Below are 24,686 nucleotides of genomic sequence, written 5' to 3'. Positions count from 1 at the left end.
GCCGGTGGCCGTTCAACTATGCGGGCACCATCCCGATGCCGGAGCAAACCCCCGGATCAGGTCGAACCCGTACACCACTTCTCTGGACGCAACCTCACGCCGAAAGCCCCCGCGAGGCGCGCGCCGCCTTGCCGTGTGCCGCGCAGGCAACCATGGCGCTCCGTCCGACGTCCCACAGGGACATGGAACGCAGGTGCTGGCTGGTGGCGCTGCCTGCCGTCGACGGCAGGCAGTACGTCTACCGGGTGTACGCGCCGGCGGACGCCCTGCTCGCCGACCTGTTCTGGGAGGCGTGGCACTGCCACGACGAGAGCGCGTTCCCCCGCGCGTGGGATCTCTTCGACGCCGCGGTGATACGGCTGGTGGGCTGGGCTCAGGTCTCCACATTTTCTGACGGCTCATCAGTATTGAATGTTCCAGGCCCCCCGGCTACGTTCCGCGACACCGTAGCCCGAGACGAAGGGGTGGTCGCATGGCCGAAGTCAGCGCGGAGGCACGCATCGAGGCGCCGGCCGAAAAGGTCTGGGCACAGCTGACGGACTGGTCCGCGTACGGACAGTGGAACGCGACCCACACCAGCTTTCCGGGCGGCGGCCCCACGGCCCTCGAAGTGGGCGGGACCTTCCAGGAGAACATGAAGCTGATGGGGTTCCCGGCCGAGGTCGAGTGGATTGTCGAGGAACTGGAGCCGGCGCGGGTGCTCGCGATCCGCGGCAAGGGCCCGATGGCGGTGACCGTGGCCACGCGCTACACGCTGACACCGGAAGGCGACGGCGCCGGCGCCACGTCGGTCCGTATCGACGGGGAGTTCACGGGTGCGGCCGTCTCGTTGATGGCGGGCAAGCTCAGGGATTCGGCCACGGCGGCGCTGAACGAGTCGTTGCGCAAGCTGGCGGACCTGGTGACCTGACCCGCCGCACCGCACACACCGAACCGCACACTCAGAGCCCCCAGAACCCGTACCGAACCGCACACTCGGAGCAGGACACACGAAGGCGCCCCGCGGATCAGCCCACGGGGCGCCTTCACTCGGGGCGGCGAGGCCGCCGATCCGCCTCAGTCCTCATCGGCGAGGATGAGGTACAGCCTCTTGCGGGCGTCGTTGATGACGGTGAGCGCCTTCTCGCGCTGCTCCTTGCTACCCGTCTTCCAGACCTGCCCGAAGGCCTCCATCAGGCCGAAGCCGGCCTGCCGGATCTCACCGAGGGCCTCCCAGTCGACACCGCGGGAGGCTTCCTCCCAAGGGGCCTCGGGCCCGGCCTCGGCCGCCTCGCGGCCCGGCTCCGTGAGCGAGAACAGCTTCTTGCCGCCTTCGCTCGCGCTGGCGATCAGGCCCTCGTCCTCCAGCAGCTGGAGGGTGGGGTACACCGAGCCGGGGCTGGGCTTCCACGCCCCGCCGCTGCGCTCGGCGATCTCCTGGATCATCTCGTAGCCGTGCATGGGGCGGTCCTTCAGCAGGGCGAGGATCGACGCGCGCACATCACCGCGCCGCGCCCTCCCTCGCGGTCCACCCCGGCCGCCCTTCGGCCCCCAGGGGCCGGGCCCGAATCCGGGCCCGCCGAAACCGCCGGGGCCGCCCGGCCCGAAGGGCCCGAAAGCACCGCGCAGCCCCTCGAAGCCGCCTCGGCCGTGATGACCGGGTCCACCATGCCCACGCTCGAATCCATGGGAACGCATCGCAATCACTCCATTCCATCGTTGATCTGTCGCGATGCTTCAACGATATATCGGAATAGCTCGCATGACAAGACCGGGCGATACGCGGCTTCACTCCACCCGGCCGAGCCGCGCCCGTGATCTACTGCCGCCCATGCCGCTCCTGCTGCTGGACCTCGACAACACCCTGCTCGATCGCGACGCGGCGTTCCGGGACGCCGTCGCCGACTTCCTCGCCGAGCAGGGCCTGCCCGCCGCCGACCTCACCTGGGTGGCGGACGCGGACGCGAGCGGCTACACACCGCGCCAGGAGCTGGCCACGGCCATGACCGACCGGTACGGGAGCGCGGTGCCGGCCGCCGCGATCCGCACCCTTCTCGACACCGGCGCCCGCGACCGCGTCGTCCTGGCCCACTCCACCCGTCGCGCGCTGGGCCGGGCCCGGGCCGCCGGCTGGACGTGCGTGATCGTCACCAACGGCCGCGTCGTCCAGCAGGAGGCGAAGATCCGCAACACCGGACTGGATCAACTCGTCCAGGGCTGGGTCGTCTCCGAAGCCGTCGGGCGCAAGAAGCCCGAACCGGAGATCTTCCGGGCGGCAGCCGCGACCGTCGGTGCCCCGCTGAGGGGCGCATGGGTCATCGGCGACTCACCGCACGCCGACATCGCCGGTGCCGACGCGCTCGGGCTGCGCAGCGTGTGGGTGGCGGACGGACGCGCCTGGACGGACGACTCCTACCGGCCCACCCATGTCGCTCAGGACGTCACCTCGGCGATCGACCAGGCCATCACCGCGGCCCCGTGCGCGCCGCGGCACACACCGCGATAGAGGACGGCAGGGCGTCCCGGCCCACCCTTCCCGGCCCGAAATCGGTCCAGCACCCCCGAATTGGCCTTGGTCACCCCCGCCCCCGCACCCCTAGCGTCGACGTCATGCGGATGCGAATCGTCGACGCCTTCACCGACCGTCCCTTCGCCGGCAACCCGGCCGGGGTCCTGCTGCTCGACGCCTTCCCGGCGGACGACTGGCTGCGGAACGTGGCCCGGGAGGTCAACCACGCCGAGACGGCGTTCGCGCACCGGCTGCCCGAAGGCGGTGCGGCGGACTGGGCGTTGCGGTGGTTCACGCCGGTCACCGAGGTCGCGATGTGCGGTCACGCCACGCTCGCCACGGCCCATGTGCTGCACAGCACCGGCGCCCACGAGGGACCCGTGCGGTTCGCCACGCGCAGCGGCGTGCTCGTGGCCACGCCCCGCGAGGACGGCTCCCTCACCCTCGACTTCCCGACCGCACCGCTCACGCCGGCCGAGGTCCCGGAGGGCGTCACGGAGGCCCTCGGCGCCGAGGCTCGCGTCGCCTTCGACACCGGCCCGAACATCGGCGACCTGCTCCTCGAACTCGCGGACGAGAAGACGGTCCGCGCTCTGTCGCCCGACCACAGGGCTCTCGGCTCCTTTTCCGAGCGCGGCATCATCGCCACCGCCCGCGCCGAGGACCCCGCCCGGGGCTACGACTTCGTGTCCCGTTGTTTCTTCCCGAACGTCGGCATCGACGAGGACCCGGTCACCGGCAGCGCCCACACGGCCCTCGCCCCCTTCTGGTCCGAGCGCCTCGGCCGGGCCGAACTCACGGGCCTCCAGGCATCCCCCCGCTCCGGTCGCGTCCGCACGGAGCTGCTCGGCGACCGGACGCTGCTGAGCGGCCGCGCGGTGACCGTCATCGACGGAGAGCTGCTCGCCTAGCCCGCGCCTCGACCGTCCCCTCGAGGACGCTCACGCCGTGGGCAGCCACCCCACCTTCCCGGCCAGCAGCGCGTATCCCACGAACGCCCCTATGTCGAGCAGGGAATGCGCCACGACCAGCGGGCCCACCCGGCCCCAGCGCCGGTACAGGTAGACGAACACCACGCCCATCGCCATGTTGCCGAGGAAGCCGCCGATGCCCTGGTAGAGGTGGTAGGAGCCGCGCAGTACGGAACTGGCCACCAGCGCGGTGCCGGGTGTCCAGCCCAACTGGCCCAGGCGGCGCAGCAGATAGCCGACGACGATGACCTCTTCGAGGATCGCGTTCTGCATCGCCGACAGGATCAGCACCGGATACTTCCACCACACGTCGGGCAGCGCCTCGGGCACCACGGTGAGGTTGAAGCCGAGTCCGCGGGCGGCCAGGTAGAAGGCGATTCCGGTGCTGCCGATCACCGCGGCGACGGCCGCTCCCCGGCCGAGGTCCGGCCAGGGCCGGGTCCGGTCGAAGCCCAGGGTGCGCAGGCTCTGCCCCTCGCGCAGCAGGAAGTGCGCGACGAGCGCGACGGGGATCAGAGCGGTGGTGATCCCGAACAGCTGCCAGGCGAGATCCAGCCAGGGACGGCCCGGCGCGGCGGAGGCGTTGAGCGTGGCCGCCTGATCCTTGAGGCCACCCGGTTTGGTGACCGAGCCGACAAAACTGATCAGGGCGGACACACCACTCGCACCGAGCGAAAGCCCCAGGACGAGCAGCGTCTCATCGCGGAGGATCCGTCGTGAGGGCCTCTCGGGCGGAAAAGATTCGGCCATGGGGCCTGCCTCGCCCTGCACACCAGCCTCCAGTTGAGTAATCCCGCCTCATCCCCGTCACACGCCGCCAGGGTCTGGAAAGGCAGGGCAACAGGGAGGGGCACCACCGTCGTGGGACGTCACAGCTTGCCCGATCAGTATGCGGCGGGCGGCAGCGACCCCCGTCGACCCGACTCCGGGCCACGGGGACGGACAGCCCCTGCGCACCGCCCCTCGATACCGCCCTGCACCGGCTGTCACCCCAGCGGTACCGGCTCCGGCAATCCCACGGGCCAGGTGTGGACCGGGTCCCCGCGGTGCATCAGCTCGCGGTACCGGCGGGTCGTGGCCGCCAGGGCCGCGTCCCGGGTCAGGCCCGCCTCCAGTCCCTTGTGGAAGGTGGCCGCCTGCCAGGACGCGCCGTTCATGCGCCTGCGGCACCGCTCCTCGATGACGCCCAGGAAGAAGTCGCGGTCGGCGCGCTCGACGCCCCACGCGTCCAGTCCGGCCTCGGCCAGTGGCAGCAGTTCGTCGCGTACGAGGCTCACCGCGTCGACCTCCGTCGTGCCGCCGTACCGTCCGCGCCGGGGCCAGCGCAGTCGCGCGTCGATGCCGTGCTTGCACGCCGCGTCGAAGTTGGCGGCCGCCGCGTCGAAGGGCAGCCGGGTCCACACGGGCCGTGACTCCTCGGCGAGGGCGCGGACGACGCCGTAGTAGAAGGCCGTGTTGGCGATGACGTCCGTGATGGTCGGCCCGGCCGGCAGGACGCGGTTCTCGACGCGCAGGTGCGGGACGCCGTCGGCGATGCCGTAGACCGGCCGGTTCCAGCGGTAGATGGTGCCGTTGTGCAGGACGAGTTCGGCGAGCGACGGGGTGCCGCCGGCGTCGAGGACCTGGAGCGGTTCCTCCTCGTCGGAGATCGGCAGCAGAGCCGGGAAGAACCGCAGGTTCTCCTCGAAGAGGTCGTACGCCGAGGTGATCCACCGCTCCCCGAACCAGGTCCGCGGCCGCACGCCCTGGGCCTGGAGCTCGGGCGGGCGGGTGTCGGTGGACTGCTGGAACAGCGGTGGGCGCGACTCCCGCCACAGCTCGCGACCGAAGAGGAACGGCGAGTTGGCACCCACGGCGACCTGCGCGGCGGCGACCGCCTGGGCCGCGTTCCAGACGTCGGCGAAGCGGCCCGGGGTGACCTGGAGGTGCAGCTGCACGGAGGTGCAGGCGGCCTCGGGGGCGATGGACCCCGAGGTGCACGTCAGGTGCTCCACGCCGTCGATGTCGAGCGTGAAGTCCTCGCCGCGGGCGGCCACGATCTGGTCGTTGAGGAGGGTGTAGCGGTCGACGGCGGAGAGGTTCGACGACACGAGGTCGTCCCGGTCGAGTGTCGGCAGAATACCGATCATCACGATTCCCGCGTCGAGCTCACCGGCTTTTCGGTCGGCATATGCCAGTGACGTACGGAGTTCCTCCGCGAGCTGGTCGAATACCCGCCCCTGGAGGCGGTGCGGCGCAATGTTCACTTCCAGGTTGAACATGGCGAGTTCTGTTTGGAAATCGCGGCTCGCGATCCGCTCCAGCACCTGCATGTTCAACATTCTCGGCATGCCGTCGGCGCCGGTGAGATTCAATTCGATCTCCAGCCCCATGAGGTTCTTGGGGCGGTCGAACCGCTTCTCCTCCAGCAGCCGCTCCAGGCCCGTCAGACACCGCCGCAGCTTCTCGCGGTAGTGCTGGCGATCGGACAGATCGAACCGACCTGCCACGACCTTCTCCCCCATCGAAGCTTCCCTCCTCGGATGGGCGCGCCGAGTTACGGCCGCCGGGCTCCCGGGTCAGGTGGGATGATGCCCAGTCGAAGCGATCGATAACGTCCCGCTTCAGCCCGACGGCCGCTACTCTGTGTCGGACCTGACCGGCACGTGACCGGCGGCACATTCACCAGGCATGGAGCACGGCGCGGTTGCGGACTCCTCACGAACTCGTGAAAAACGCCGACGAGAATTGGCCGACCGCACCCGGGGTATTTTTCGAGGTCATCGCCGTATGATCGGTCGGCACTCGGGATGATTCCCGCATATCACCGGCCGAATGAACCCTTGCCGGGTGCACCGAAATCGGCTAGATGAAACATCGTCCGAACACTCGTCGTATAAACTCCGCAATCAAGGCAGAGGGTTGGCGCCCACGGTCCCCGGGGCCTGCCGTCACGTGACGTGCGGCAGGCCCCGCTCACCCCCCTCGCGCTTCCCGACCCGGCCCACGCCTCTCTGACCTCCGTGAGCAGACAGCGCCGTCCGCCCCCGTCACGCCCTCGCGCCACCGGCTCTCCGAATGAGAGGCGACCCACCATGCCGCTGCATGTGCCCTCGGCTCCCGCGCCCGCACTTCGCTCCGTCCTCACCGCCCTCGGCTCGCCCACCGCGGTACGTGAGGCCCGAACACCCACCCTGCGTGCCGCCCAGGGGCCCGCCACACCCGAACTCCCGCTGCCCCTGCACGTCCTGGACGAGTTCACCCCGGCGGGCGTCTCCGCGACCCGGCTGACCGGCTGGCGCTTCCTGATCCGCTGCGGGGAACGCGCGGTGGCCGCGGCGGAGACCCGGCTGACGCCCGACGGCTGGGCGTTCTCGCACTTCTTCGAGGGCCCCTACATCGCCTCCACCGAGCGGGCACTGCAGCAGGCCGAGACGATCGGACAGCCCTACCAGCCGCGTCTGCTGTCGTTCCCGGGGCTCTACATGCTCACCCTGTGGCTGCACGGCGACTGCACCGCGGACGCCGCCACCGGCCACCCCGCGGCCACGGACATCCTCATCCCGCTGGCCCCGGCCCCGCCCGGCATCGCGGCCCACCTGCCGCTCCGGGTCGCCGAGCTGCTCCCGGTGCTGACCCATCGGGCGACACCGGCTCCACTGCCACCCCTGCCTCCCCTGCTCGGCTCTCCCGCCTGACAGCGCGCACCGCGCGGGTGCCTCCGTACCCCGTCGCCCCATTCCGGGCGGCGGGGTACGCCGCCTTCAAACACGCCATGATTTCGCTCGCGCGAGCGACTTTACGCTCGAACGAGCTTCTCAAGCATTCGGGCCATCCGCACTAGCCCTTTCCGACCACCGCGAACCATCCGAAGTGACAGTGGAGTTGGGATGAACCGCCGGCGGCTGCGATGCGTCATCAACCTGTGAGAAAGCGGTGGTGCGAAATCCCTGCGGATTGACGCCCGTGGGGCAACACTGGGTTCCGACCGACTAATCACAACGGGGGGCGGCCATGAACGAAGCTTCACGCCGCGAAACAGACACGACCGTCACCACAGACACGACAGTCACCTCACAGATCACAACAGAGCGAAAGATCCCCTCCATGTGCCAGCACCAGCCACCGTGCCCCTCAGCCGACTCCGCCGACCGGGAATCCGCCCGTCTCGTGGCGCACCACCCGGAACAGGGATGGAGCCTGCTGTGCAACGGTGTCCTGCTTTTCGAGGACACCGGTGAGCTCCTGCCGGACGGCCAGATCATCGCCCCGCACCGTCCGCTGGGCACCGGCAAGGTGATGACCGCCGCATAGCCGCCCGCCGGCGGTACGCCGACGAGGCCCGCCGGAGAGGCCCAGCACCACCACCGGGCGCGGTGACGAACGCCCGGAGTACTCCCAGGGGCCGGTCGCAGACCCTGACTGCGAGCCGGCCCCCACATGTGTCCGGGACGGTCACTCACGGTAGTGGGTCTCTACTTCAGCGCTTCCCGCAGCGCGAAGTAAGCCGGCTTCGGGCGCAGTTGCTCGTCCCACGGCAGCGCCGCTCCCTCGCCCGGGAAGAACGCCGGGATCCAGGAGTACTTGTCCGTGTAGTCCCAGACCGTGATGCCCACACACCGGCGCACCGCCAGGCACGCCTCGGTCATGTCCTGGTACCAGTCGGCCTGCTGGGCCAGCTTCTCTTCGGTCGCGGGCAGCTGCATCCGTACGTCGACCTCGGTGAGTGCCGTGTCGAGGCCGAGTCGGGAGAAGCGGCGGAGGTTGTCCTCCAGCGTGGTCGGATAGCCGTACTGCAGCGCCAGATGGGCCTGGAGGCCGAAGCCGTGCAGCGGGACGCCCTGGGCCTTCAGCTCCTTGGCCAGCCGGAAGTAGGCGTCGCTCTTCGGGCCGACCGCCTCGACGTTGTAGTCGTTCACGTACAGCCTGGCGCGCGGGTCGGCCTCGTGGGCCCAGCGCAGGGCGTCGGCGATGTATCCGGGGCCGAGCGTCTTGTAGAAGATCGTCTCGCGGTATGTGCCGTCCTCGTTGAACGCCTCGTTGACGACGTCCCAGGCGTAGATCTTGCCCCGGTAGTGCCGTACCTCGGTCTGGATGTGCTTCTTCAGTACGGCTCTCAGCTCCGGCGCCGTCCACTCGCGGCCGGTGAGCCAGCCCGGCAGCTGGCTGTGCCAGACGAGGGTGTGGCCGCGCACCTTCTGGTGGTGGTCGCGAGCCATGTCCACGATCTCGTCGCCCTTGGAGAAGTCGAAGACGCCCTGCTGGGGCTCGGTGGCGTACCACTTCATGCCGTTGCCCGGGGTGATCTGGTCGAACTCGCTGCCGAGGAGCGCCTTGTACGGCTCGTCGACGAGCTCGGGGTTGTCGGTCGCGCTGCCGAAGTAGCGGCCGTGGCGCTGGGCGAGGTCGCCGAGGGTGGGCGGCTCGGGCCGCGCCTGGGCGGGCGAGCCGGTGCCGATCTGGGCGGCGACCAGGAACGCGGCGAGAACGCCGACGAGTCTGAGACGGTTCTTGCGCATGGTGCGACTCCTCACGTGTCGGGTGTGTGGGTAGCCGTACGTCCGCCTGGGCGCGTCACCCCTTGGTGGCGCCGGCGGTGAGGCCGCCGACGAGCTGGCGCTCGGCGACGGAGTAGAAGGCGAGTGCGGGGACCATCGCCAGCACCAGGTAGGCGAAGACGCGGGCGTAGTCCGAGGAGTACTGGCCCTGGAACTGCTGGACGCCGATCGGGACGGTCCACCAGGTGGAGTCGGTGAACACCAGCAGCGGCAGGAAGAAGTTGTTCCAGCTGGTGACGACGGCGAGGACCGAGACGGTGCCCAGGGCGGGCCGTGCCATCGGCAGCAGCACCCGACAGAAGAACCCGAAGGGACCGCACCCGTCGAGGGTGGCCGCCTCCTCCAGCTCGCCCGGGATCTCCCGGAAGAAGCCGCGCAGGATGATGATGGTCATCGGCAGTCCGAAGGCGGCCTGCGGAAGGATCACGCCGAGCGGGTTGTCCAGCAGGCCCATGGAGCGCAGCAGCAGGAACAGCGGGAGCGCCGCCACCGCGAAGGGGAACATCAGACCCATCGTGAACAGGGTGAACAGCGCCTCCCGCCCCCGGAAGGCGAAGCGTGCGAAGGAGAAGGCCGAGAGCGCGGAGACGGCCACGACTAGGACGGTCGTGCCCACCGCGATCAGGGTGCTGTTGCCGATCAGCCGCCAGAAGTCACCCGAGCCGAGGATGCCCGTGTAGTTGCCGGTCACCCACGAGTCCGGCAGGCCGACCGGGTTGCGGGAGAGCTCGTCGGTGGACTTGAAGCCGGACAGCACGGCGTAGAGCAGCGGCACGACCATCACCGCGCCGACCAGGCAGAGGATCACGTGCAAGGACAGGTTCTTCCCGCCGGTCTCCCCGCCGGTCTTCCTGCCGGACCTGGCCGTCACTTGGCGCCGCCCCTCATCGTCGTGGTGGCCCCTTCGAGGTCGCGGCGGAGCACGAACCGCTGGTAGGCGAGGGCGAAGACGAGGCTGATGCCGAACATGACCACGCTGATCGCGCTGGCGTAGCCGACCTGATAGCGCTTGAAGCCGTACTGGAACATGGTCACGGCCATCGTCTCGGAGTGGTGGTCGGGGCCGCCCGCGGTGGTCACCCAGACCAGGTCGAAGAGCTGGATCGACCCGATCACGGACAGGAACACGCTGATCCGCAGGGTCGGCGCGAGGAGCGGCAGGGTGACGCCGCGGAAGCGCTGCCAGGCGTTCGCGCCGTCGATCAGCGCGGCCTCGGTCAGCTCCCGGGGGATGGACTGGAGTCCAGCCAGGTACAGCATCATGTGGAAGCCGAAGTACTTCCACGTCATGACCAGGAAGAGGGTGGCCATCACGGTGGACGGATCGGCGAACCACTCGCCGCCGAGCCCATCGAGACCGATGCCGCCCAGGACCCGGTCGGCGAAGCCGTCGTCGGGGGCGAAGATCATGCCGAACAGGACGCCGGTGATGGCCTCGGACAGGACGTAAGGGCCGAAGAACAGCATCCGGTAGAAGGCCCGGCCGCGCAGCTTCTGGTTGAGCAGCACGGCCATGGCGAGCGCGAACGGCAGCTGGACGGCGAGCGACAGCAGGACCAGGACCAGGCAGCGCCACAGGTCCCCGAGGAAGACGGGGTCGTCGAAGAGCCGGGTGAAGTTGTCGGCGCCGACGTAGTCGGACGGCATGCCGAAGCCGCCCCAGCGGAAGAAGGCCGCGTACAGGGCGAACAGCATCGGCAGCAGCACCAGCACGAGGAAGAGCAGCAGGGCGGGCACCTGGAAGCCGACCGCGGTGAGCCAGTGCAGCGCGCGCCGCCGGGCCCGCCCCGGGGCCGGGCCGACGGACGGGGGCGGGACATCGGCGTCGGGGCCGGGCTGCTTGTCGGCGGACGGCAGGAACGTGGAGGTCATCGCCGGCTACTGCTCTTCCTTCGCGGTCCGCGTGATCGACTCGGCGACCTGCTGGGGGGACTTGGACCCGGCGATGAGCGCGGCCACGCTGTCGTTGACCTCCTGGCCGACGGCGGGGGCGTACGCCTGGTCGAGATAGAGCTGGAACCCGGTGGCAGCCTTCAACTGTGCCTGTACGGCCTTGATGTTGGGGTCGGCGATGGCGCTCTCCGCCGCCGGGACCACCGGGAGCACGCCGGTCTTCTTGACCAGCTCCACGTCCGTGGCCTCGGAGGCGAAGAACTTCAGGAAGTCGACGGCGGCCTGCGGAGCCCCGCTGCGCAGGGCGTGTCCGCCGCCCCCGCCGAACACCTCGGTGATCGCGCCCTTGCCGCCGTCGACCGCGGGGAACGGGAAGAAGCCGAGGTCGTCGCCGAGGCCCTTGCCGCTGTCCGCCTGGACGACCGGGGCCCACTGGCCCATGAGCTCCATCGCCGCCTTGCCGTTGCCGACGGTCGCGGCCTGGCCGGTGGGGGTGGAGTACGCGGCGCCGAGGAAGCCCTTCTGGAACGGCTGGAGGTCGACGAGCTCCTGGAGGTGCTGTCCGGCCTGGACGAAGGGATCGCCGGTGAAGTCCTTGTCGTCGTACGCCTGCTGAAGGGCGGAGGCACCCGCGGTGCGCATCGAGAGGTAGGCCCAGTAGTACATGCCGGGCCACTTCTCCTTGCCGGCGAGGGCGAGCGGCGTGGTGCCCTTGGCCTTCAGCTTCCGGACGGCGTCGAGGAAACCGCTCCATGTGGTCGGCGGCTCGGCTATGCCCGCGTCCTTGAAGAGCGCCTTGTTGTACCAGAAGCCGATCATGCCGATGTCGAACGGGATCCCGTACACCTTCTCGTCGAGGAGGTACGGCTCCCTGGCGACCGGCAGCAGGCCGTCGGCGAAGTCCTTGGTCCGGTCGGTGAGGTCCTCGACGAGACCTGCGTCGACCTGCTGCTTGAGGACACCGCCGCCCCAGGTGTGGAAGATGTCGGGCAGCTTGCCGGAGGCGGTCAGCGCCGTCATCTTCGCTTTGTAGCCGTCGTTCTCCAACTGGACGATCTTTATCTTCACCTTGGGGTTCTGGGCCTCGAACTTCCGGGCCAGCGCCGCCCAGACGCCCTTCGTCGGCTCGGTGGTGGAGATGTTCCACCACTCGATGGTCGTCGTGCCGTCCGACGACGCTCCGTCCGAGTCGCCACCGCAACCGCTCAGTGCCGTCATGCCCACACCGGCCGCGGCGGATGCCGCCAGGAAGCCGCGGCGGGACAGTCGCGGGTCGCCCATCATGCGCTCCTCGAAAGTTTCGGAGTTCACCCAGAAAGCTGCGTTGCTGCCGCACCCTAGAGACAGCTCCCAAACGGTGGCAACCCCTTGTAGCGGTGAATCTTTCACCGACTGCCAGGACGGAGTCGCCCGACGGGGAGTGATCGAAACATTCGATTCAGTTGGCGAACCTTACGAGACGGCTGCGCGGAGGTGGGCGTGACCGCTGCCGCCGCCGGCCGGCCTCACAGGCCCACGTCACGTCTGCTGATGTCCTCCAGGGACTCGCGGCGGATCAGGAGCCGGGCCAGGCCGTCGTCCACGGCGACCACGGGTGGGCGGCCGACCAGGTTGTAGCCGGAGGCCATGGACAGGTGGTAGGCGCCGGCGGCCGGGACGGCGAGCAGGTCCCCGGGGCGGATGTCGTCGGGGAGTTCGACGTCGGCGGCGACGATGTCACCCGCCTCGCAGTGGCGGCCCACCACGGTCACCCGGGCCGGGTCCGCGGTGCTGTGCCGGCCCACCAGCCGGGGTGCGTACCGGACCCCGTACAGGGCGGGCCGGGGGTTGTCGCTCATGCCTCCGTCGACAGCGACGTAGGTGTGCGCTCCCGTGCGCTTGACGGCGAGGACGCGGTAGAGCGCGATGCCTGCCGGGCCCACGATCGCCCGCCCGGGTTCGATGACGAGGCGGGGCACCGCGAGCCCCGCCGCCCCGCACGCCCCGGCCAGCTCCGCACGCACCTTGCGGGCAAGAGCGGTGAGGTCCAGGGCGGGTTCGCCCGGGCGGTAGGCGATGCCGTGGCCGCCGCCCAGGTCGAGTTCGGGCAGCACCAGGCCGTGCTGTTCGTACAGCCGGGCCATGAGGCCGACCATCCGCCGGACGGCGGCGACGTAGGGCTTGACGCTGGTGATCTGGGAGCCCAGGTGGCAGTGCAGGCCGGTCAGTTCGAGCTGCGGCTGGTCCAGGATCCGGGCGATGGCGTGCTGCGCGTAGCCGTCCGGGATGGACAGGCCGAACTTCTGGTCCTCGGTGCCGGTGCGGATCTTCTCGTGGCCGCCGGCGCTGACGCCGGGCACGACGCGGACCATCACCTTCTGGTGGCCGTGGGGCCCGACCGCCGCGGCCAGCCGGGGGATCTCCGACGGGCTGTCGATGACGATACGGCCCACCCCGAGGCGCAGGGCGGTGTCCAGGTCGCGCGGGGACTTGGCGTTGCCGTGCAGCACGATCCTCTCCGGCGGGAAGCCGGTGGTGACCGCGAGCTGAAGCTCACCGGCCGAGCAGACGTCCAGGCCGAGGCCCTCCTCGGCCACCCAGCGGGCCATCGCCCGGCACAGGAACGCCTTGGCCGCGTACAGGACCTCGGCCTCGGGGAAGGCGTGACGGTAGGTGCGGCAACGTTCGCGCACCTCGTCCTCGTCGAGGACGTAGACGGGCGTGCCGAAACGGTCGGCGACCTCGGCCAGCGGCACCCCGCCGACGGTGAGTTCACCGCGGCGGGGCTCCACGGCCGAGGCCGGCCACACCGGGAGCGCGTCGGCCGAGGCGGTGACCGCGGGTTCGTGAAGGGTGGTCATCGCGGGTCCCCCACACGCAGCGCGAACTGCTGCTTTGGGGGGTGTGGCACGTGGTCCGGGGCGGCGGCCCGCGCGGTCGGGGCTGAGGCTGGTGCTGGGCCTGGGGCTGGGGCTGGGGCGCAGAACTGGGGGTCCACCGTGACGGTGGTGAAGCCGAGCGGTGCGGTCAGGGCGCGCAGGGCGGGCTCGGCGAGCCTGACCCAGGGCTGGTCCGGGCCGAGGGTCGCGGTCAGCCGCCGCCGCGAGGTGAACCCCACGGCCGTACGGTCGCCGAGGGGCGTACGGAAGAGGCGGGCCGCGCAGGCGGCCGGTCCCGGCCGGACCGGAACGTACAGAGGGCCGGCCGGGAACCGATCAGAGGGCTCCGGGTCCTCGTCGGACAGGATGTCTGCCATGGGATGCCTCCGGGAGGATCCGAGTGGATCGGGCGAGTGCCTTGACGGCCCCGGACGCGGGGAGGCGGACCGGGGCTCGCCACTGACGCTATGCCCGGCGACCGGGGGTCGCGGACCCCTCCTGACGCGATGCTGACGGATATCGGCCGGACGCTGACGGGATGCTGACACCAGGGGCGGCGACGAGAGGGTGAGGGGAGTCGCCCAGCAGCTCAACCGCTACGAGGCGACCGCGGCCGTAGTCCCCGGTTCCCCCGGATCGCGCCCCCGCGCCATCCGCAGGCTGAGCACCATGGTCAGCCCGCCGCCCGGGGTGTCCTCCGCGTCGACCGTGCCGCCCATCGCCTCGGCGAAGCCGCGGGCGACCGCGAGACCGAGGCCCACTCCCGCGCCGCGCGGGGCGTCGCCGTAGCGCTGGAAGGGCTCGAAGATGCGCTCCTTGGCCTCGTCGGGGACGCCGGGGCCGCGGTCCACCACCCGGAGCTCGACACGGTCGGCGATGGCGCTCGCGGAGACCAGGACCGGCTCGTCCCGGCGGCTGTACTTGACGGCGTTCTCGACGATGTTGGCGACCACGCGTTCCAGCAGGCCCTTGTCCACCCAGACCATGGGCAGTGTCTCCGGCACGTCCAGCTGCACGCTGTCCTCCGGTACGCCGCCCAGAGCCATCGGCACCACCTCGTCGAGGTCGGTCTCGCGGATCAGCGGCGTGACCGCGCCGGCTTGCAGGCGGGACATGTCCAGCAGGTTGCCGACCAGGTGGTCGAGGCGGTCGGCGCCCTCCTCGATCGCCTCCAGCAGCTCGGCCTCGTCCTCGTCCGACCAGGCCACGTCGTCGCAACGCAGGGAGGACACCGACGCCTTGATGCCCGCGAGCGGCGTACGCAGGTCGTGGCTGACGGCGGCCAGCAGTGCCGTGCGGATCCGGTTGCCCTCGGCCAGTTCCTTGGCCCGGTCGGCTTCGAAGCGCAGGCGTCGGCGGTCCAGGACGACGGCGGACTGCGCGGCGAAGGCGGCGAGCACCCGGCGGTCCTCGGCGGGCAGCACCCGGCCGGTCAACGCGAGCGCCAGGTGGTCGCCGACCGGCAGGTCGACGTCCGCGTCCTCGGGGTTCCGGCAGGGACGAGGGCCCACGCTGCCCGCGCAGGTCCACGGGGCGACGTCGCTCTCCCGCTCCAGCAGGGCCACCGACTCCATGCCGAAGGTCTCACGGAGGCGTTCGAGCAGCGCCTCCAGGCTGGTCTCGCCGCGCAGCACGTTCCCGGCGAGGAAGGAGAGGATCTCCGACTCGGCGCGCAGCCGGGCCGCCTGGTGGGTGCGGCGGGCCGCCAGGTCGACCACGGAGGCCACCGACACCGCCACCCCGACGAAGATCGCCATGGCGACCATGTTCTTCGGGTCGGCGATGGTCAGCGTGTGGACGGGCGGGGTGAAGTACCAGTTCAGCAGCAGCGAGCCCACCACCGCCGAGGCCAGCGCCGGCAGCAGGCCGCCGAGGAGCGCTGCCGCCACCGTCAGCGACAGGTACAGCAACATGTCGTTGGCGAGGCCGACTTCGGGGGCCGCGTTCGTCAGCAGCAGGGTGAGGACGACCGGGCCGAGCACGCCGACCAGCCGGCCCCAGATGATCCGCGACCGGCCGAGTCTGGCTCCCCGGGCCTCGGGCAGTCCGCGCCCCTTGCCCGCCTCGTCGTGGGTGATCAGGTGGACGTCGAGGTCGGGACCCGAATCGCGGGCGGCCGTGGCGCCGACGCCCGGCCCGAACACGTACTGCCAGCTCTTGCGTCGGGACACACCGAGCACGATCTGCGTGGCGTTCACGCCGCGCGCGAAGTCGAGCAGGGCCTTGGGGACGTCGTCGCCCACGACGTGGTGGAACGTCCCGCCGAGGTCCTCCACCAGCCCGCGCTGCACGGCCAGTTCCTTCGGCGAGGAGGACGTCAGTCCGTCGCTGCGGGCGATGTGGACGGCCAGCACCTCACCGCCGGCGCCCTTCTCCGCCAGCCGCGCGGCCCGGCGGATCAGCGTCCGTCCTTCCGGGCCGCCGGTCAGCCCTACGACAATCCGCTCCCTGGACCCCCATATCGTCGAGACCTCGTGCTCGCTGCGGTACGCGTTGAGGTACTCGTCGACCCGGTCGGCCACCCAGAGCAGCGCCAGTTCGCGCAGCGCGGTCAGGTTGCCGGGCCGGAAGTAGTTGGAGAGGGCCGCGTCGACCTTGTCGGGCCGGTAGACGTTGCCGTGCGCCATGCGACGCCGTAGTGCCTGTGGCGACATGTCGACCAGCTCGACCTGGTCGGCCCGGCGCACCACCTCGTCCGGCACGGTCTCCCGCTGCCGCACTCCGGTGATCGACTCCACCACGTCGCCCAGCGACTCAAGGTGCTGGATGTTGACGGTCGTGATCACGTCGATGCCGGCCGCCAGCAGCTCCTCCACGTCCTGCCAGCGCTTGGCGTTGCGCGAGCCGGGGATGTTGGTGTGGGCGAGTTCGTCGACGAGCGCCACCTGGGGCCTGCGGGCCAGGACGGCGTCGACGTCCATCTCCGTGAAGGAGGTGCCGCGGTACTCCAGTTCCCCGCGCCGACTCTGTTCCAGCCCGTGCAGCATCACCTCGGTGCGCGGCCGCCCGTGGTGCTCCACGAACGCGACCACGCAGTCGGTGCCGCGCTCCACCCGCCGGTGCGCCTCGGAGAGCATCGCGTACGTCTTGCCGACGCCCGGTGCCGCGCCGAGGTAGATCCGAAGCCTGCCGCGTGCCATGTCCACCCTTCGAAGCGGTAACCCGTGCCGGGTTCGGTGATGAGACAGCGGGGGTGTGCGGGGTCCGCCTCCACGCCGTACGGGGCCGGCCGCGCAGGGCCCTGATGACGTCGACGCCGTCCGTGACAGGGCCTTGGTCGGGCGCTGTCGCGGCAGGCTGACGCGCGGCCGCCGGGCGGGGACCGTCCTCCACGACCGGCGCCCGGGGCGTCGGTCAGCCGCCCGCGGTCAGTTCCTTGAGCGCGATGTTGAGTTCGAGGACGTTCACCCGCGGCTCCCCGATGAAGCCGAGGGTGCGGCCCTCGGTGTGCTCGTCGACCAGCTTTCGCACCTCGGCGACGGCGAGGCCGTTCCTCTCGGCGACCCGGTGGACCTGGAGGCCGGCGTACTGCGGGGAGATGTCCGGATCGAGTCCGGAGCCGGAGGAGGTCACCGCGTCGGCGGGCACCTGGGCCGGGCTGACCTTGTAGTCGGCGGTGGAGTTGTCCTTGACGACCTTGGCCTTCGCCTCCTTGACCCACTTGACCAGCTCCGGATTGTCCCCGGAACGGTTCGTGGCGCCGGACAGGATCAACCGGTACTGAGTGTTGACCGAGTTCACACCCAGTCCGTTGGCGGGACGGGGCTGGAAGTAGTCCAGGCTGTAGCCCTGTTGACCGATCAGCGAGGAACCGACGACCTTGCCGTCCGCCTTGATCTGCGAACCGTTCGCCTTGTCGTTGAAGAGGGCCTGGGCCACACCTGTGACAGCCAGCGGATAGATGACGCCTGTGAGCAGGGTCAACACCAGCAGTGCCCGCAGGCCCGCGCCCAGCAACCGCCCGGTGTTCACAACGGAGTTGTTCATGTTGGTGGTTCACCACACTTCTGAAAGAACTACAGCCCGGGGATCAGAGAGATGAGCAGGTCGATGAGCTTGATGCCGATGAACGGGGCGATCAGACCGCCCAGCCCGTAGACGGTGAGGTTGCGCCGCAGCAGGCGGTCCGCGCTGACCGGCCGGTACTGCACGCCCTTCAGGGACAGCGGCACCAGCGCGATGATGATCAGCGCGTTGAAGATGACCGCGGACAGGATCGCGGAGTCCGGCGAGGAGAGTCCCATGACGTTGAGCTTGTCCAGGCCCGGATAGACCGCCGCGAACAGCGCCGGAATGATCGCGAAGTACTTCGCGACATCGTTGGCGATGGAGAACGTCGTCAGCGCACCGCGCGTGATCAGCAGCTGCTTGCCGATCTCGACGATCTCGATGAGCTTGGTCGGGTTGGAGTCCAGGTCGACCATGTTGCCGGCCTCCTTGGCGGCCGACGTACCGGTGTTCATCGCCACGCCGACGTCCGCCTGCGCGAGAGCGGGCGCGTCGTTGGTGCCGTCACCGGTCATCGCGACCAGTTTGCCGCCGGCCTGTTCCCGTTTGATCAGCGCCATCTTGTCCTCGGGGGTCGCCTCCGCGAGGAAGTCGTCGACGCCCGCCTCCTCGGCGATCGCCCTGGCGGTCAGCGGGTTGTCACCCGTGATCATGACGGTCTTGATGCCCATGCGGCGCAGTTCCTCGAACCGCTCCCGCATGCCGTCCTTGACGACGTCCTTGAGGTGGATGACGCCCAGCACCCGTGCCCCGTCGGCGTCTTCGGCCGCGACCAGCAGCGGTGTACCGCCCGCCTCGGAGATGCCGGCGGCGATCTGGTCCGCGTCCTCGGCGATGGTGCCGCCCCGCTCCCGCACCCAGGCGATGACCGAACCGGCGGCGCCCTTGCGGATCTTGCGCCCGTCGACGTCCACGCCGGACATCCGGGTCTGGGCGGTGAAGGCGATCCACTCGGCACCGGCCAACTCGCCCTGGTGGCGCTCGCGCAGGCCGTACCGCTCCTTCGCCAGTACGACGACGGAGCGGCCCTCGGGCGTCTCGTCGGCCAGCGACGAAAGCTGGGCGGCGTCCGCGACCTCGGCCTCCGTCGCCCCGCTCACCGGCACGAACTCGGCCGCCTGGCGGTTGCCGAGCGTGATGGTGCCGGTCTTGTCGAGCAGCAGTGTGGAGACGTCACCGGCGGCCTCGACCGCCCTGCCGGACATGGCCAGCACGTTGCGCTGGACCAGCCGGTCCATGCCCGCGATGCCGATCGCGGAGAGCAGAGCGCCGATGGTCGTGGGAATCAGGCAGACCAGCAGGGCGACCAGGACGACCATCGTCAGGTGCGTGCCCGCGTAGTCCGCGAGGGGCGGCAGCGTGGCACAGGCGAGCAGGAAGACGATCGTCAGGGACGCGAGCAGGATGTTCAGGGCGATCTCGTTCGGCGTCTTCTGCCGGGCCGCGCCCTCGACCAGGTTGATCATGCGGTCGATGAAGGTCTCGCCGGGCTTCGTCGTGATCTTGATGACGATCCGGTCGGAAAGGACCTTCGTCCCGCCCGTGACCGCGGACCTGTCACCGCCGGACTCCCGGATGACGGGCGCCGACTCACCGGTGATCGCCGACTCGTCGACGGACGCGACGCCGTCGACGACGTCACCGTCGCCGGGGACGACATCGCCGGCCTCGCAGACGACCAGGTCACCGATCTTCAACTCGGTGCCGGGCACCCGCTCTTCGGTGGACCCGTCGAGCCGCCGGGCCACCGTGTCGGTCTTGGCCTTGCGCAGGGTGTCGGCCTGGGCCTTGCCCCGCCCCTCGGCGACGGCCTCCGCCAGGTTGGCGAAGAGGACCGTCAGCCACAGCCAGGCACTGATCGTCCAGCCGAACCAGTCGCCCGGGTCCGTGAAGGAGAAGGCGGTGGTCAGGACGGAGCCGATCCACACCACGAACATCACGGGCGACTTGGCCAGCACCCGCGGGTCGAGCTTGCGGAAGGCGTCCGGCAGCGACTTGACCAGCTGCTTCGGATCGAACAGGCCCGCGCCGACACGGCCCTCGGAGGACTTGTGCCCGGTGGGCAGGTCGCTGTGCGGCGCCCGGGTCGGGGTGGCTGTGGACATGGAGCCCTCGTGGTTCTCGATGTGCTTCTCGGTGTGCTTCTCGGTGTGGTTGTCGGTGTGGTTGTCGGTGTGGTTGTCGGTGTGGTTCTCGATACGGGTGGTCATCACGCCAACCCTTCGGCCAGCGGCCCGAGCGCGAGGGCGGGGAAGTAGGTCAGACCGGTGATGATGATGATCGTGCCGACGAGCAGACCGGCGTAGAGCGGCTTGTCGGTGCGCAGGGTGCCCGCGGTCGCCGGGACCGGCTTCTGCTCGGCGAGCGAGCCGGCCAGCGCCAGCACGAACACCATCGGCAGGAAGCGGCCGAACAGCATGCACAGGCCGAGCGTGCTGTTGAACCACTGCGTGTCCGCGTTCAGACCGGCGAAGGCCGAGCCGTTGTTGTTGGAGGCGGACGTGTAGGCGTAGAGGATCTCGGAGAACCCGTGCGCCCCGCTGTTGGTCATCGAGTCGCCCGGGGTCGGCAGCGCCATCGCGGCGGCGGTGAAGACGAGTACCAGCGCCGGGGTGACCAGGATGTAGCAGGCCGCCAGCTTGATCTCGCGGGAGCCGATCTTCTTGCCCAGGTACTCGGGTGTACGGCCGACCATCAGACCGGCGATGAACACCGCGATGACCGCCATGATCAGCATGCCGTAGAGCCCGGAGCCGGTACCGCCGGGCGCGATCTCGCCCAGCATCATGCCGAGCATGGTGATGCCGCCGCCAAGGCCCGTGAACGACGAGTGGAAGGAGTTCACCGCGCCGGTCGAGGTGAGAGTGGTCGCCGTCGCGAAGATCGACGAGCCGCCGACACCGAACCGGACCTCCTTCCCCTCGTACGCCCCGCCCGCGATGTCGAACGCCGGGCCGTGGTGGGCGAACTCGGTCCACATCATCAGGGCCGTGAAGCCGATCCAGATGGTGGCCATGGTGGCGAGGATCGCGTAGCCCTGCCTGACCGAGCCGACCATGAGGCCGAAGGTGCGGGTCAGCGCGAACGGGATGAGGAGGATCAGGAAGATCTCGAAGAGGTTCGAGAACGGCGTGGGGTTCTCGAAGGGGTGAGCGCTGTTGGCGTTGAAGTAGCCGCCGCCGTTGGTGCCCAGCTCCTTGATGGCCTCCTGCGAGGCGACCGCACCGCCGTTCCACTGCCGCGAGCCGCCCATGAACTGACCGACCTCGTGGATGCCGGAGAAGTTCTGGATCGCGCCGCACACCACCAGTACGACCGCGGCGACCGCGGCCAGGGGGACGAGGACGCGTACGACCCCACGCACCAGGTCGGCCCAGAAGTTGCCCAGTTCACCGGTGCGCGAGCGGGCGAAACCGCGTACGAGGGCCACCGCGACGGCGATGCCCACGGCCGCGGAGACGAAGTTCTGCACGGCCAGCCCGGCGGTCTGCACGACGTGGCCCATGGCCTGCTCGCCGTAGTAGGACTGCCAGTTGGTGTTGGTGACGAACGAGACGGCGGTGTTGAAGGCCTGGTCCGGGTCGAGGGAGGAGAAGCCGAGCGAGCCGGGCAGGACGCCCTGGAGCCGCTGGAGGGCGTAGAGGAAGAGAACGCCGACGACGGAGAAGGCGAGGACGCCACGCAGGTACGCGGTCCAGCGCATCTCGGTGTCGGGGTTGGCACCGATGCCCTTGTAGATCCACTTCTCGACCCGCCAGTGGTGGTCGGAGGAGTAGACCCTGGCCATGTAGTTGCCCAGGGGTATGTAGGCGAGGCCCAGCGCGCCGGTCAGGGCGAGCAGCTGGAGGACGCCGGCGAGTACGGGACCCATGACTGCGCTCAGAACCTCTCCGGGAAGATCAGGGCGAGGACGAGATAGCCCAGCAGGGCGACGGCCACGACGAGGCCGACGATGTTCTCGGCGGTCACAGCTTGGTCACCCCCTTGGCGACGAGAGCCACCAGCGCGAAGCACGCGATCGTGATGACGACGAAGGCCAGATCGGCCATCGTGAACTCCTGGAGTGAGGTTCGACCGGACACGGACGCTTCGAGGAAACAGCCTTCGTGGCCGGTTTCGACCGCCGTTGACGGGTCCCTTACGGCGCACAGCGCGGCTTTGACGGAATTCATACGCGGGCCCCGGTGAGGTCGGGGCACCGTCAGAACAAGCGGAACCGCAACCGGCGGATCACCGCCTCGGTCTCCCGCCGTACGACGTGCGCGACCACGGCGCCCCAGGACGCGCCCCACACCGCGCCGCTCGCAGGTCGGCCGCACCAGGGGCACCCCGGGCGACCGGGGGCATGTCCTGTGCGCCAACGGCTGGTCGGCCTGGGTCGACGGCCGCTTCCTGGTGGCTGTATCAGGTCGAACGGGTGCTGGCCGACTACCGGTCCGTGGTCGTGAGCTGCCGTTGACCTGGGCGATGGTGAACCCCCGACCCGGAACGCCGACGGGCGGCGTACTCCGACGTCGTGTCGGTGTACGCCGCCCTGGGGCGGTGCGAGTTGCGGGAGGCGGCCCGCGCTGTCATGGCGGCTACTTCGGGTCGCGGTCGAACACCGACTTCGACCAGAAGTAGCCGAGCGCGGTGAGGGCCAGGCACCAGGCGACGGCGAGCCACCCGTTGTGGCCGATCTCGGTGCCGAGCAGCAGTCCGCGCACGGTCTCGATGGCCGGAGTGAACGGCTGGTACTCGGCGATCGGCTGGAACCAGCCCGGCATCGCGTCGAGCGGGACGAAGGTGCTGGAGATGAGCGGCAGGAAGATCAGCGGCATCGCGTTGTTGCTGGCCGCCTCGGCGTTCGGGCTGACCAGGCCCATCCCGACGGCGATCCAGGTGAGCGCCAGGGCGAACAGCACGAGCAGTCCGAACGCCGCGATCCACTCCAGGGCCGTGGCATCCGTGGAACGGAAACCGATGGCCACGCCGACGGCGCCGACGAGCACCACACTGATGACCGCCTGCAACACGCTGCCGACGACGTGCCCGATGAGCACGGAACCACGGTGGATGGCCATCGTGCGGAAGCGGGCGATGATGCCCTCGGTCATGTCGTTGGAGACGGACACCGCGGTACCGATCGTGGTGCTGCCGATGGTCATCAGCAGGAGGCCCGGTACGAGAAACGCGATGTACTCGGAGCGATCGGCGCCGCCACCGCCGATGCCCGCGCTCATCGTGTCGCCGAAGATGTAGACGAACAACAGCAGCAGCATGATCGGCGTCAGCAGCAGGTTCAGGGTCAGTGACGGGTAGCGCCGGGCGTGCAGGAGGTTGCGGCGCAGCATGGTGGAGGAGTCGCGTACGGCGAGGGAGAGGGAGCTCATCGGACAGCCTCCTTGGGCTGGTTGGGCTCGTTCGGCTGACTCGGCTGATTCGGGACGGTGCTGCCGGTCAGGGCGAAGAAGACGTCGTCGAGGTCGGGGGTGTGCACGGTCAGCTCGTCCGCTTCGATGCGGGCCGAGTCCAGCCGGTCGAGGATGGCGCGCAGCTCGCGCTGGCTGCCGCCGCTGGGGATCTCCAGCGTCAGCGCCTCGTCGTCCCTGCTGACTTCGTGCAGGGCCAGGACGGCGCTCTGGTACGCGGCCGGGTCGGCGAAGCGCAGTCGTACGTGGCCGCCGGGGACGAGTCGCTTCAGCTCCTCGGCGGTGCCCTGGGCGACGAGCCCGCCGCCGTTGAGGACGGCGATACGGTCGGCGAGCTGGTCGGCCTCCTCCAGGTACTGGGTGGTGAGGAAGACGGTGACGCCGTCGGCGACCAACTCGCGGATGATCTGCCACATGTTGTGCCGGGAGCGCGGGTCGAGACCGGTGGTCGGCTCGTCGAGGAAGATGATCCGCGGGCTGCCGACCAGCGTCATGGCGATGTCCAGACGGCGCTTCATCCCTCCGGAATAGGTCGAGGCGGGCTTCTTCGCCGCCTCGGTGAGGTCGAAACGCTCCAGCAGTTCGGCGGTGACCTGCCGCCCCTCGCGCTTGGGGAGGTGGTGCAGGTCCGCCATGAGGAGCATGTTCTCCTCTCCCGTGATCAGTCCGTCCACGGCGGAGAACTGCCCGGTGACACCGATCGCGGCGCGCACCGCATGGGCCTCACCGGCGATGTCGTGCCCGGCGATCCGCGCCTGTCCCCCGTCGGCCGTGATGAGGGTGGACAGGATGTTCACCGCCGTGGTCTTGCCCGCGCCGTTCGGCCCGAGCAGGGAGAAGATCGTGCCCGCGGGCACCTGGATGTCGATGCCGTCCAGGACGGTCTTGTCCCCGTAGGACTTGCGCAGCCCCGTGGCCGCGATCGCGAGTTCGTGGTCCGTCGTCGTCATGCCGCAGAGCGTGCGGCCACGGCGGTTCAGTACGGCTTCAACTCGGTTTCAGCCGCCCCGAGATACCCCCCAGCGTTGAAACCGCCTCTGCCGGCGGGCCCGGACCGGCCTGTCGACGAGCGGCGCCTGTGACCCCGTCGGCCGAGGATCGCGAACAGGGCCCTGAGCGACACCAACGCCCCTTCGGAGAAAGGGACTTCCGCACCTTCCGGAAGAACTCCGGGACATCCCCGACGCCTGGTCTCAACTGGTCTGCACATGGGCGGAGCTCCCCGTCCGGCGCGGTGGGAGTACGGGCGGGCCCCGGGAGCCGTGGAGGCCGTGCAGCGGAGTACCGGTCGGCCCCGCAGGGCCGGGGCGGGGAGCCGCGTCGCCGGAGACCCGCGACCGGGGCCGGGACTCTCCGCAACCGGTCACCCTCGCGGCGTGGGCGGGTGGGAGGGCTCTCATGACACAGGGGCACCGAGTCGGGGTCCGCAGGCGGGGCGGAGCGCCCCGCTGGGGTCGGCGTCACGGGAGAGGGTCGTCAGCGACCGCGAACGCGAGGTCCTGGTCGCCATCGCCCGGGGC

General features: G+C 70.0%; 21 protein-coding genes. 5 read left to right on the top strand and 16 right to left on the bottom strand.

Annotation, left to right across the window (positions count from 1 at the left end; all coding sequences use genetic code 11):
* Positions 1 to 472: 472 nt before the first annotated feature.
* Positions 473 to 910, top strand: coding sequence for an SRPBCC family protein (locus ACFU95_RS47655; protein ID WP_383843028.1), 438 nt, complete (start codon positions 473 to 475; stop codon positions 908 to 910).
* Positions 911 to 1,056: 146 nt separating this feature from the next.
* Here the strand turns inward: ACFU95_RS47655 and ACFU95_RS47650 are convergent, their stop codons facing one another.
* Positions 1,057 to 1,677 carry a PadR family transcriptional regulator gene (locus tag ACFU95_RS47650; protein WP_383843025.1) on the bottom strand — a complete coding sequence of 207 codons (621 nt, stop codon included), beginning with the start codon at positions 1,675 to 1,677 and terminating at the stop codon, positions 1,057 to 1,059.
* A gap of 133 nt (positions 1,678 to 1,810) precedes the next feature.
* Here ACFU95_RS47650 and ACFU95_RS47645 point away from each other — a divergent pair, with 133 nt between their 5' ends.
* Entirely contained in the window at positions 1,811 to 2,485 is a 675-nt protein-coding gene (locus ACFU95_RS47645) for an HAD family hydrolase (RefSeq protein WP_383843022.1), read from the top strand.
* A gap of 104 nt (positions 2,486 to 2,589) precedes the next feature.
* Positions 2,590 to 3,399: a PhzF family phenazine biosynthesis protein gene (locus ACFU95_RS47640; RefSeq protein ID WP_383843019.1), complete on the top strand. Its 810-nt coding sequence runs from the start codon at positions 2,590 to 2,592 to the stop codon at positions 3,397 to 3,399.
* A gap of 30 nt (positions 3,400 to 3,429) precedes the next feature.
* Here the strand turns inward: ACFU95_RS47640 and ACFU95_RS47635 are convergent, their stop codons facing one another.
* The gene (locus ACFU95_RS47635; RefSeq protein ID WP_383843016.1) at positions 3,430 to 4,209 is read right to left on the bottom strand and encodes a CPBP family intramembrane glutamic endopeptidase; all 780 of its coding nucleotides are present in this window, start codon (positions 4,207 to 4,209) and stop codon (positions 3,430 to 3,432) included.
* A 236-nt stretch (positions 4,210 to 4,445) separates the two neighbouring features.
* Entirely contained in the window at positions 4,446 to 5,963 is a 1,518-nt protein-coding gene (locus ACFU95_RS47630) for a glutamate-cysteine ligase family protein (protein WP_383843013.1), read from the bottom strand.
* Positions 5,964 to 6,533: 570 nt separating this feature from the next.
* On the opposite strand from ACFU95_RS47630, the gene ACFU95_RS47625 reads away from it, so the two are divergent.
* Together ACFU95_RS47625 and ACFU95_RS47620 are read left to right on the top strand one after the other, a co-directional pair.
* Positions 6,534 to 7,136, top strand: a complete 603-nt coding sequence (locus tag ACFU95_RS47625) for a hypothetical protein (protein WP_383843010.1) — start codon at positions 6,534 to 6,536, stop codon at positions 7,134 to 7,136.
* 409 nt (positions 7,137 to 7,545) lie between these two features.
* Positions 7,546 to 7,752 carry a DUF5999 family protein gene (locus tag ACFU95_RS47620; protein ID WP_030053671.1) on the top strand — a complete coding sequence of 69 codons (207 nt, stop codon included), beginning with the start codon at positions 7,546 to 7,548 and terminating at the stop codon, positions 7,750 to 7,752.
* 161 nt (positions 7,753 to 7,913) lie between these two features.
* Here the strand turns inward: ACFU95_RS47620 and ACFU95_RS47615 are convergent, their stop codons facing one another.
* The 13 genes from ACFU95_RS47615 to ACFU95_RS47555 form a co-directional block, all read right to left on the bottom strand.
* The gene (locus tag ACFU95_RS47615; protein WP_383843006.1) at positions 7,914 to 8,957 is read right to left on the bottom strand and encodes an endo-1,4-beta-xylanase; all 1,044 of its coding nucleotides are present in this window, start codon (positions 8,955 to 8,957) and stop codon (positions 7,914 to 7,916) included.
* Between the two features lie 55 nt (positions 8,958 to 9,012).
* The gene (locus tag ACFU95_RS47610; RefSeq protein ID WP_383843038.1) at positions 9,013 to 9,777 is read right to left on the bottom strand and encodes a carbohydrate ABC transporter permease; all 765 of its coding nucleotides are present in this window, start codon (positions 9,775 to 9,777) and stop codon (positions 9,013 to 9,015) included.
* Between the two features lie 86 nt (positions 9,778 to 9,863).
* On the bottom strand, positions 9,864 to 10,868 hold the full coding sequence (locus ACFU95_RS47605) for a carbohydrate ABC transporter permease (RefSeq protein ID WP_383843003.1): 1,005 nt from the start codon (positions 10,866 to 10,868) through the stop codon (positions 9,864 to 9,866).
* Between the two features lie 6 nt (positions 10,869 to 10,874).
* Positions 10,875 to 12,170, bottom strand: a complete 1,296-nt coding sequence (locus ACFU95_RS47600) for an extracellular solute-binding protein (RefSeq protein WP_383843035.1) — start codon at positions 12,168 to 12,170, stop codon at positions 10,875 to 10,877.
* Positions 12,171 to 12,394: 224 nt separating this feature from the next.
* Entirely contained in the window at positions 12,395 to 13,729 is a 1,335-nt protein-coding gene (gene lysA, locus ACFU95_RS47595; protein ID WP_383843000.1) for a diaminopimelate decarboxylase, read from the bottom strand.
* Positions 13,726 to 14,124 carry an SAV_915 family protein gene (locus ACFU95_RS47590; protein ID WP_383842998.1) on the bottom strand — a complete coding sequence of 133 codons (399 nt, stop codon included), beginning with the start codon at positions 14,122 to 14,124 and terminating at the stop codon, positions 13,726 to 13,728. The genes lysA and ACFU95_RS47590 overlap by 4 nt, the downstream gene beginning before the upstream one ends.
* Before the next feature lie 219 nt (positions 14,125 to 14,343).
* A complete protein-coding gene (locus ACFU95_RS47585; RefSeq protein ID WP_383842995.1) occupies positions 14,344 to 16,887 on the bottom strand; it encodes an ATP-binding protein in 2,544 nt (847 codons plus the stop codon).
* Positions 16,888 to 17,101: 214 nt separating this feature from the next.
* Positions 17,102 to 17,734, bottom strand: a complete 633-nt coding sequence (locus ACFU95_RS47580; RefSeq protein WP_383842992.1) for a potassium-transporting ATPase subunit C — start codon at positions 17,732 to 17,734, stop codon at positions 17,102 to 17,104.
* Positions 17,735 to 17,763: 29 nt separating this feature from the next.
* The gene (kdpB, locus tag ACFU95_RS47575; protein ID WP_383843032.1) at positions 17,764 to 19,860 is read right to left on the bottom strand and encodes a potassium-transporting ATPase subunit KdpB; all 2,097 of its coding nucleotides are present in this window, start codon (positions 19,858 to 19,860) and stop codon (positions 17,764 to 17,766) included.
* A 104-nt stretch (positions 19,861 to 19,964) separates the two neighbouring features.
* Positions 19,965 to 21,626, bottom strand: a complete 1,662-nt coding sequence (gene kdpA / locus ACFU95_RS47570; protein ID WP_383842989.1) for a potassium-transporting ATPase subunit KdpA — start codon at positions 21,624 to 21,626, stop codon at positions 19,965 to 19,967.
* A gap of 8 nt (positions 21,627 to 21,634) precedes the next feature.
* On the bottom strand, positions 21,635 to 21,724 hold the full coding sequence (gene kdpF, locus ACFU95_RS47565) for a K(+)-transporting ATPase subunit F (RefSeq protein ID WP_016434100.1): 90 nt from the start codon (positions 21,722 to 21,724) through the stop codon (positions 21,635 to 21,637).
* A gap of 611 nt (positions 21,725 to 22,335) precedes the next feature.
* Positions 22,336 to 23,127, bottom strand: coding sequence for an ABC transporter permease (locus ACFU95_RS47560; RefSeq protein ID WP_383842986.1), 792 nt, complete (start codon positions 23,125 to 23,127; stop codon positions 22,336 to 22,338).
* Positions 23,124 to 24,116 (bottom strand): ATP-binding cassette domain-containing protein, encoded by a 993-nt coding sequence (locus tag ACFU95_RS47555; RefSeq protein WP_383842982.1) that lies wholly within the window; start codon positions 24,114 to 24,116, stop codon positions 23,124 to 23,126. The genes ACFU95_RS47560 and ACFU95_RS47555 overlap by 4 nt, the downstream gene beginning before the upstream one ends.
* Between the last annotated feature and the right edge of the window lie 570 nt (positions 24,117 to 24,686).

It is taken from the genome of Streptomyces sp. NPDC057623, from assembly GCF_042800355.1.
GTDB lineage: Bacteria > Actinomycetota > Actinomycetes > Streptomycetales > Streptomycetaceae > Streptomyces.
The sequence above is the reverse complement of the archived record's forward strand: the minus strand, read 5'-3'. Positions and strand labels throughout refer to the sequence as shown.

Bases quoted from the DNA above. Each gene is read 5' to 3' on its own strand.
- ACFU95_RS47655 (WP_383843028.1), top strand. From the start codon at position 473: ATGGCCGAAGTCAGCGCGGAGGCACGCATCGAGGCGCCGGCCGAAAAG.
- ACFU95_RS47650 (WP_383843025.1), bottom strand. From the start codon at position 1,677: ATGCGTTCCCATGGATTCGAGCGTGGGCATGGTGGACCCGGTCATCAC.
- ACFU95_RS47645 (WP_383843022.1), top strand. From the start codon at position 1,811: ATGCCGCTCCTGCTGCTGGACCTCGACAACACCCTGCTCGATCGCGAC.
- ACFU95_RS47640 (WP_383843019.1), top strand. From the start codon at position 2,590: ATGCGGATGCGAATCGTCGACGCCTTCACCGACCGTCCCTTCGCCGGC.
- ACFU95_RS47635 (WP_383843016.1), bottom strand. From the start codon at position 4,209: ATGGCCGAATCTTTTCCGCCCGAGAGGCCCTCACGACGGATCCTCCGC.
- ACFU95_RS47630 (WP_383843013.1), bottom strand. From the start codon at position 5,963: ATGGGGGAGAAGGTCGTGGCAGGTCGGTTCGATCTGTCCGATCGCCAG.
- ACFU95_RS47625 (WP_383843010.1), top strand. From the start codon at position 6,534: ATGCCGCTGCATGTGCCCTCGGCTCCCGCGCCCGCACTTCGCTCCGTC.
- ACFU95_RS47620 (WP_030053671.1), top strand. From the start codon at position 7,546: ATGTGCCAGCACCAGCCACCGTGCCCCTCAGCCGACTCCGCCGACCGG.
- ACFU95_RS47615 (WP_383843006.1), bottom strand. From the start codon at position 8,957: ATGCGCAAGAACCGTCTCAGACTCGTCGGCGTTCTCGCCGCGTTCCTG.
- ACFU95_RS47610 (WP_383843038.1), bottom strand. From the start codon at position 9,777: ATGGTCGTGCCGCTGCTCTACGCCGTGCTGTCCGGCTTCAAGTCCACC.
- ACFU95_RS47605 (WP_383843003.1), bottom strand. From the start codon at position 10,868: ATGACCTCCACGTTCCTGCCGTCCGCCGACAAGCAGCCCGGCCCCGAC.
- ACFU95_RS47600 (WP_383843035.1), bottom strand. From the start codon at position 12,170: ATGGGCGACCCGCGACTGTCCCGCCGCGGCTTCCTGGCGGCATCCGCC.
- lysA (WP_383843000.1), bottom strand. From the start codon at position 13,729: ATGACCACCCTTCACGAACCCGCGGTCACCGCCTCGGCCGACGCGCTC.
- ACFU95_RS47590 (WP_383842998.1), bottom strand. From the start codon at position 14,124: ATGGCAGACATCCTGTCCGACGAGGACCCGGAGCCCTCTGATCGGTTC.
- ACFU95_RS47585 (WP_383842995.1), bottom strand. From the start codon at position 16,887: ATGGCACGCGGCAGGCTTCGGATCTACCTCGGCGCGGCACCGGGCGTC.
- ACFU95_RS47580 (WP_383842992.1), bottom strand. From the start codon at position 17,734: ATGAACAACTCCGTTGTGAACACCGGGCGGTTGCTGGGCGCGGGCCTG.
- kdpB (WP_383843032.1), bottom strand. From the start codon at position 19,860: ATGTCCACAGCCACCCCGACCCGGGCGCCGCACAGCGACCTGCCCACC.
- kdpA (WP_383842989.1), bottom strand. From the start codon at position 21,626: ATGGGTCCCGTACTCGCCGGCGTCCTCCAGCTGCTCGCCCTGACCGGC.
- ACFU95_RS47560 (WP_383842986.1), bottom strand. From the start codon at position 23,127: ATGAGCTCCCTCTCCCTCGCCGTACGCGACTCCTCCACCATGCTGCGC.
- ACFU95_RS47555 (WP_383842982.1), bottom strand. From the start codon at position 24,116: ATGACGACGACGGACCACGAACTCGCGATCGCGGCCACGGGGCTGCGC.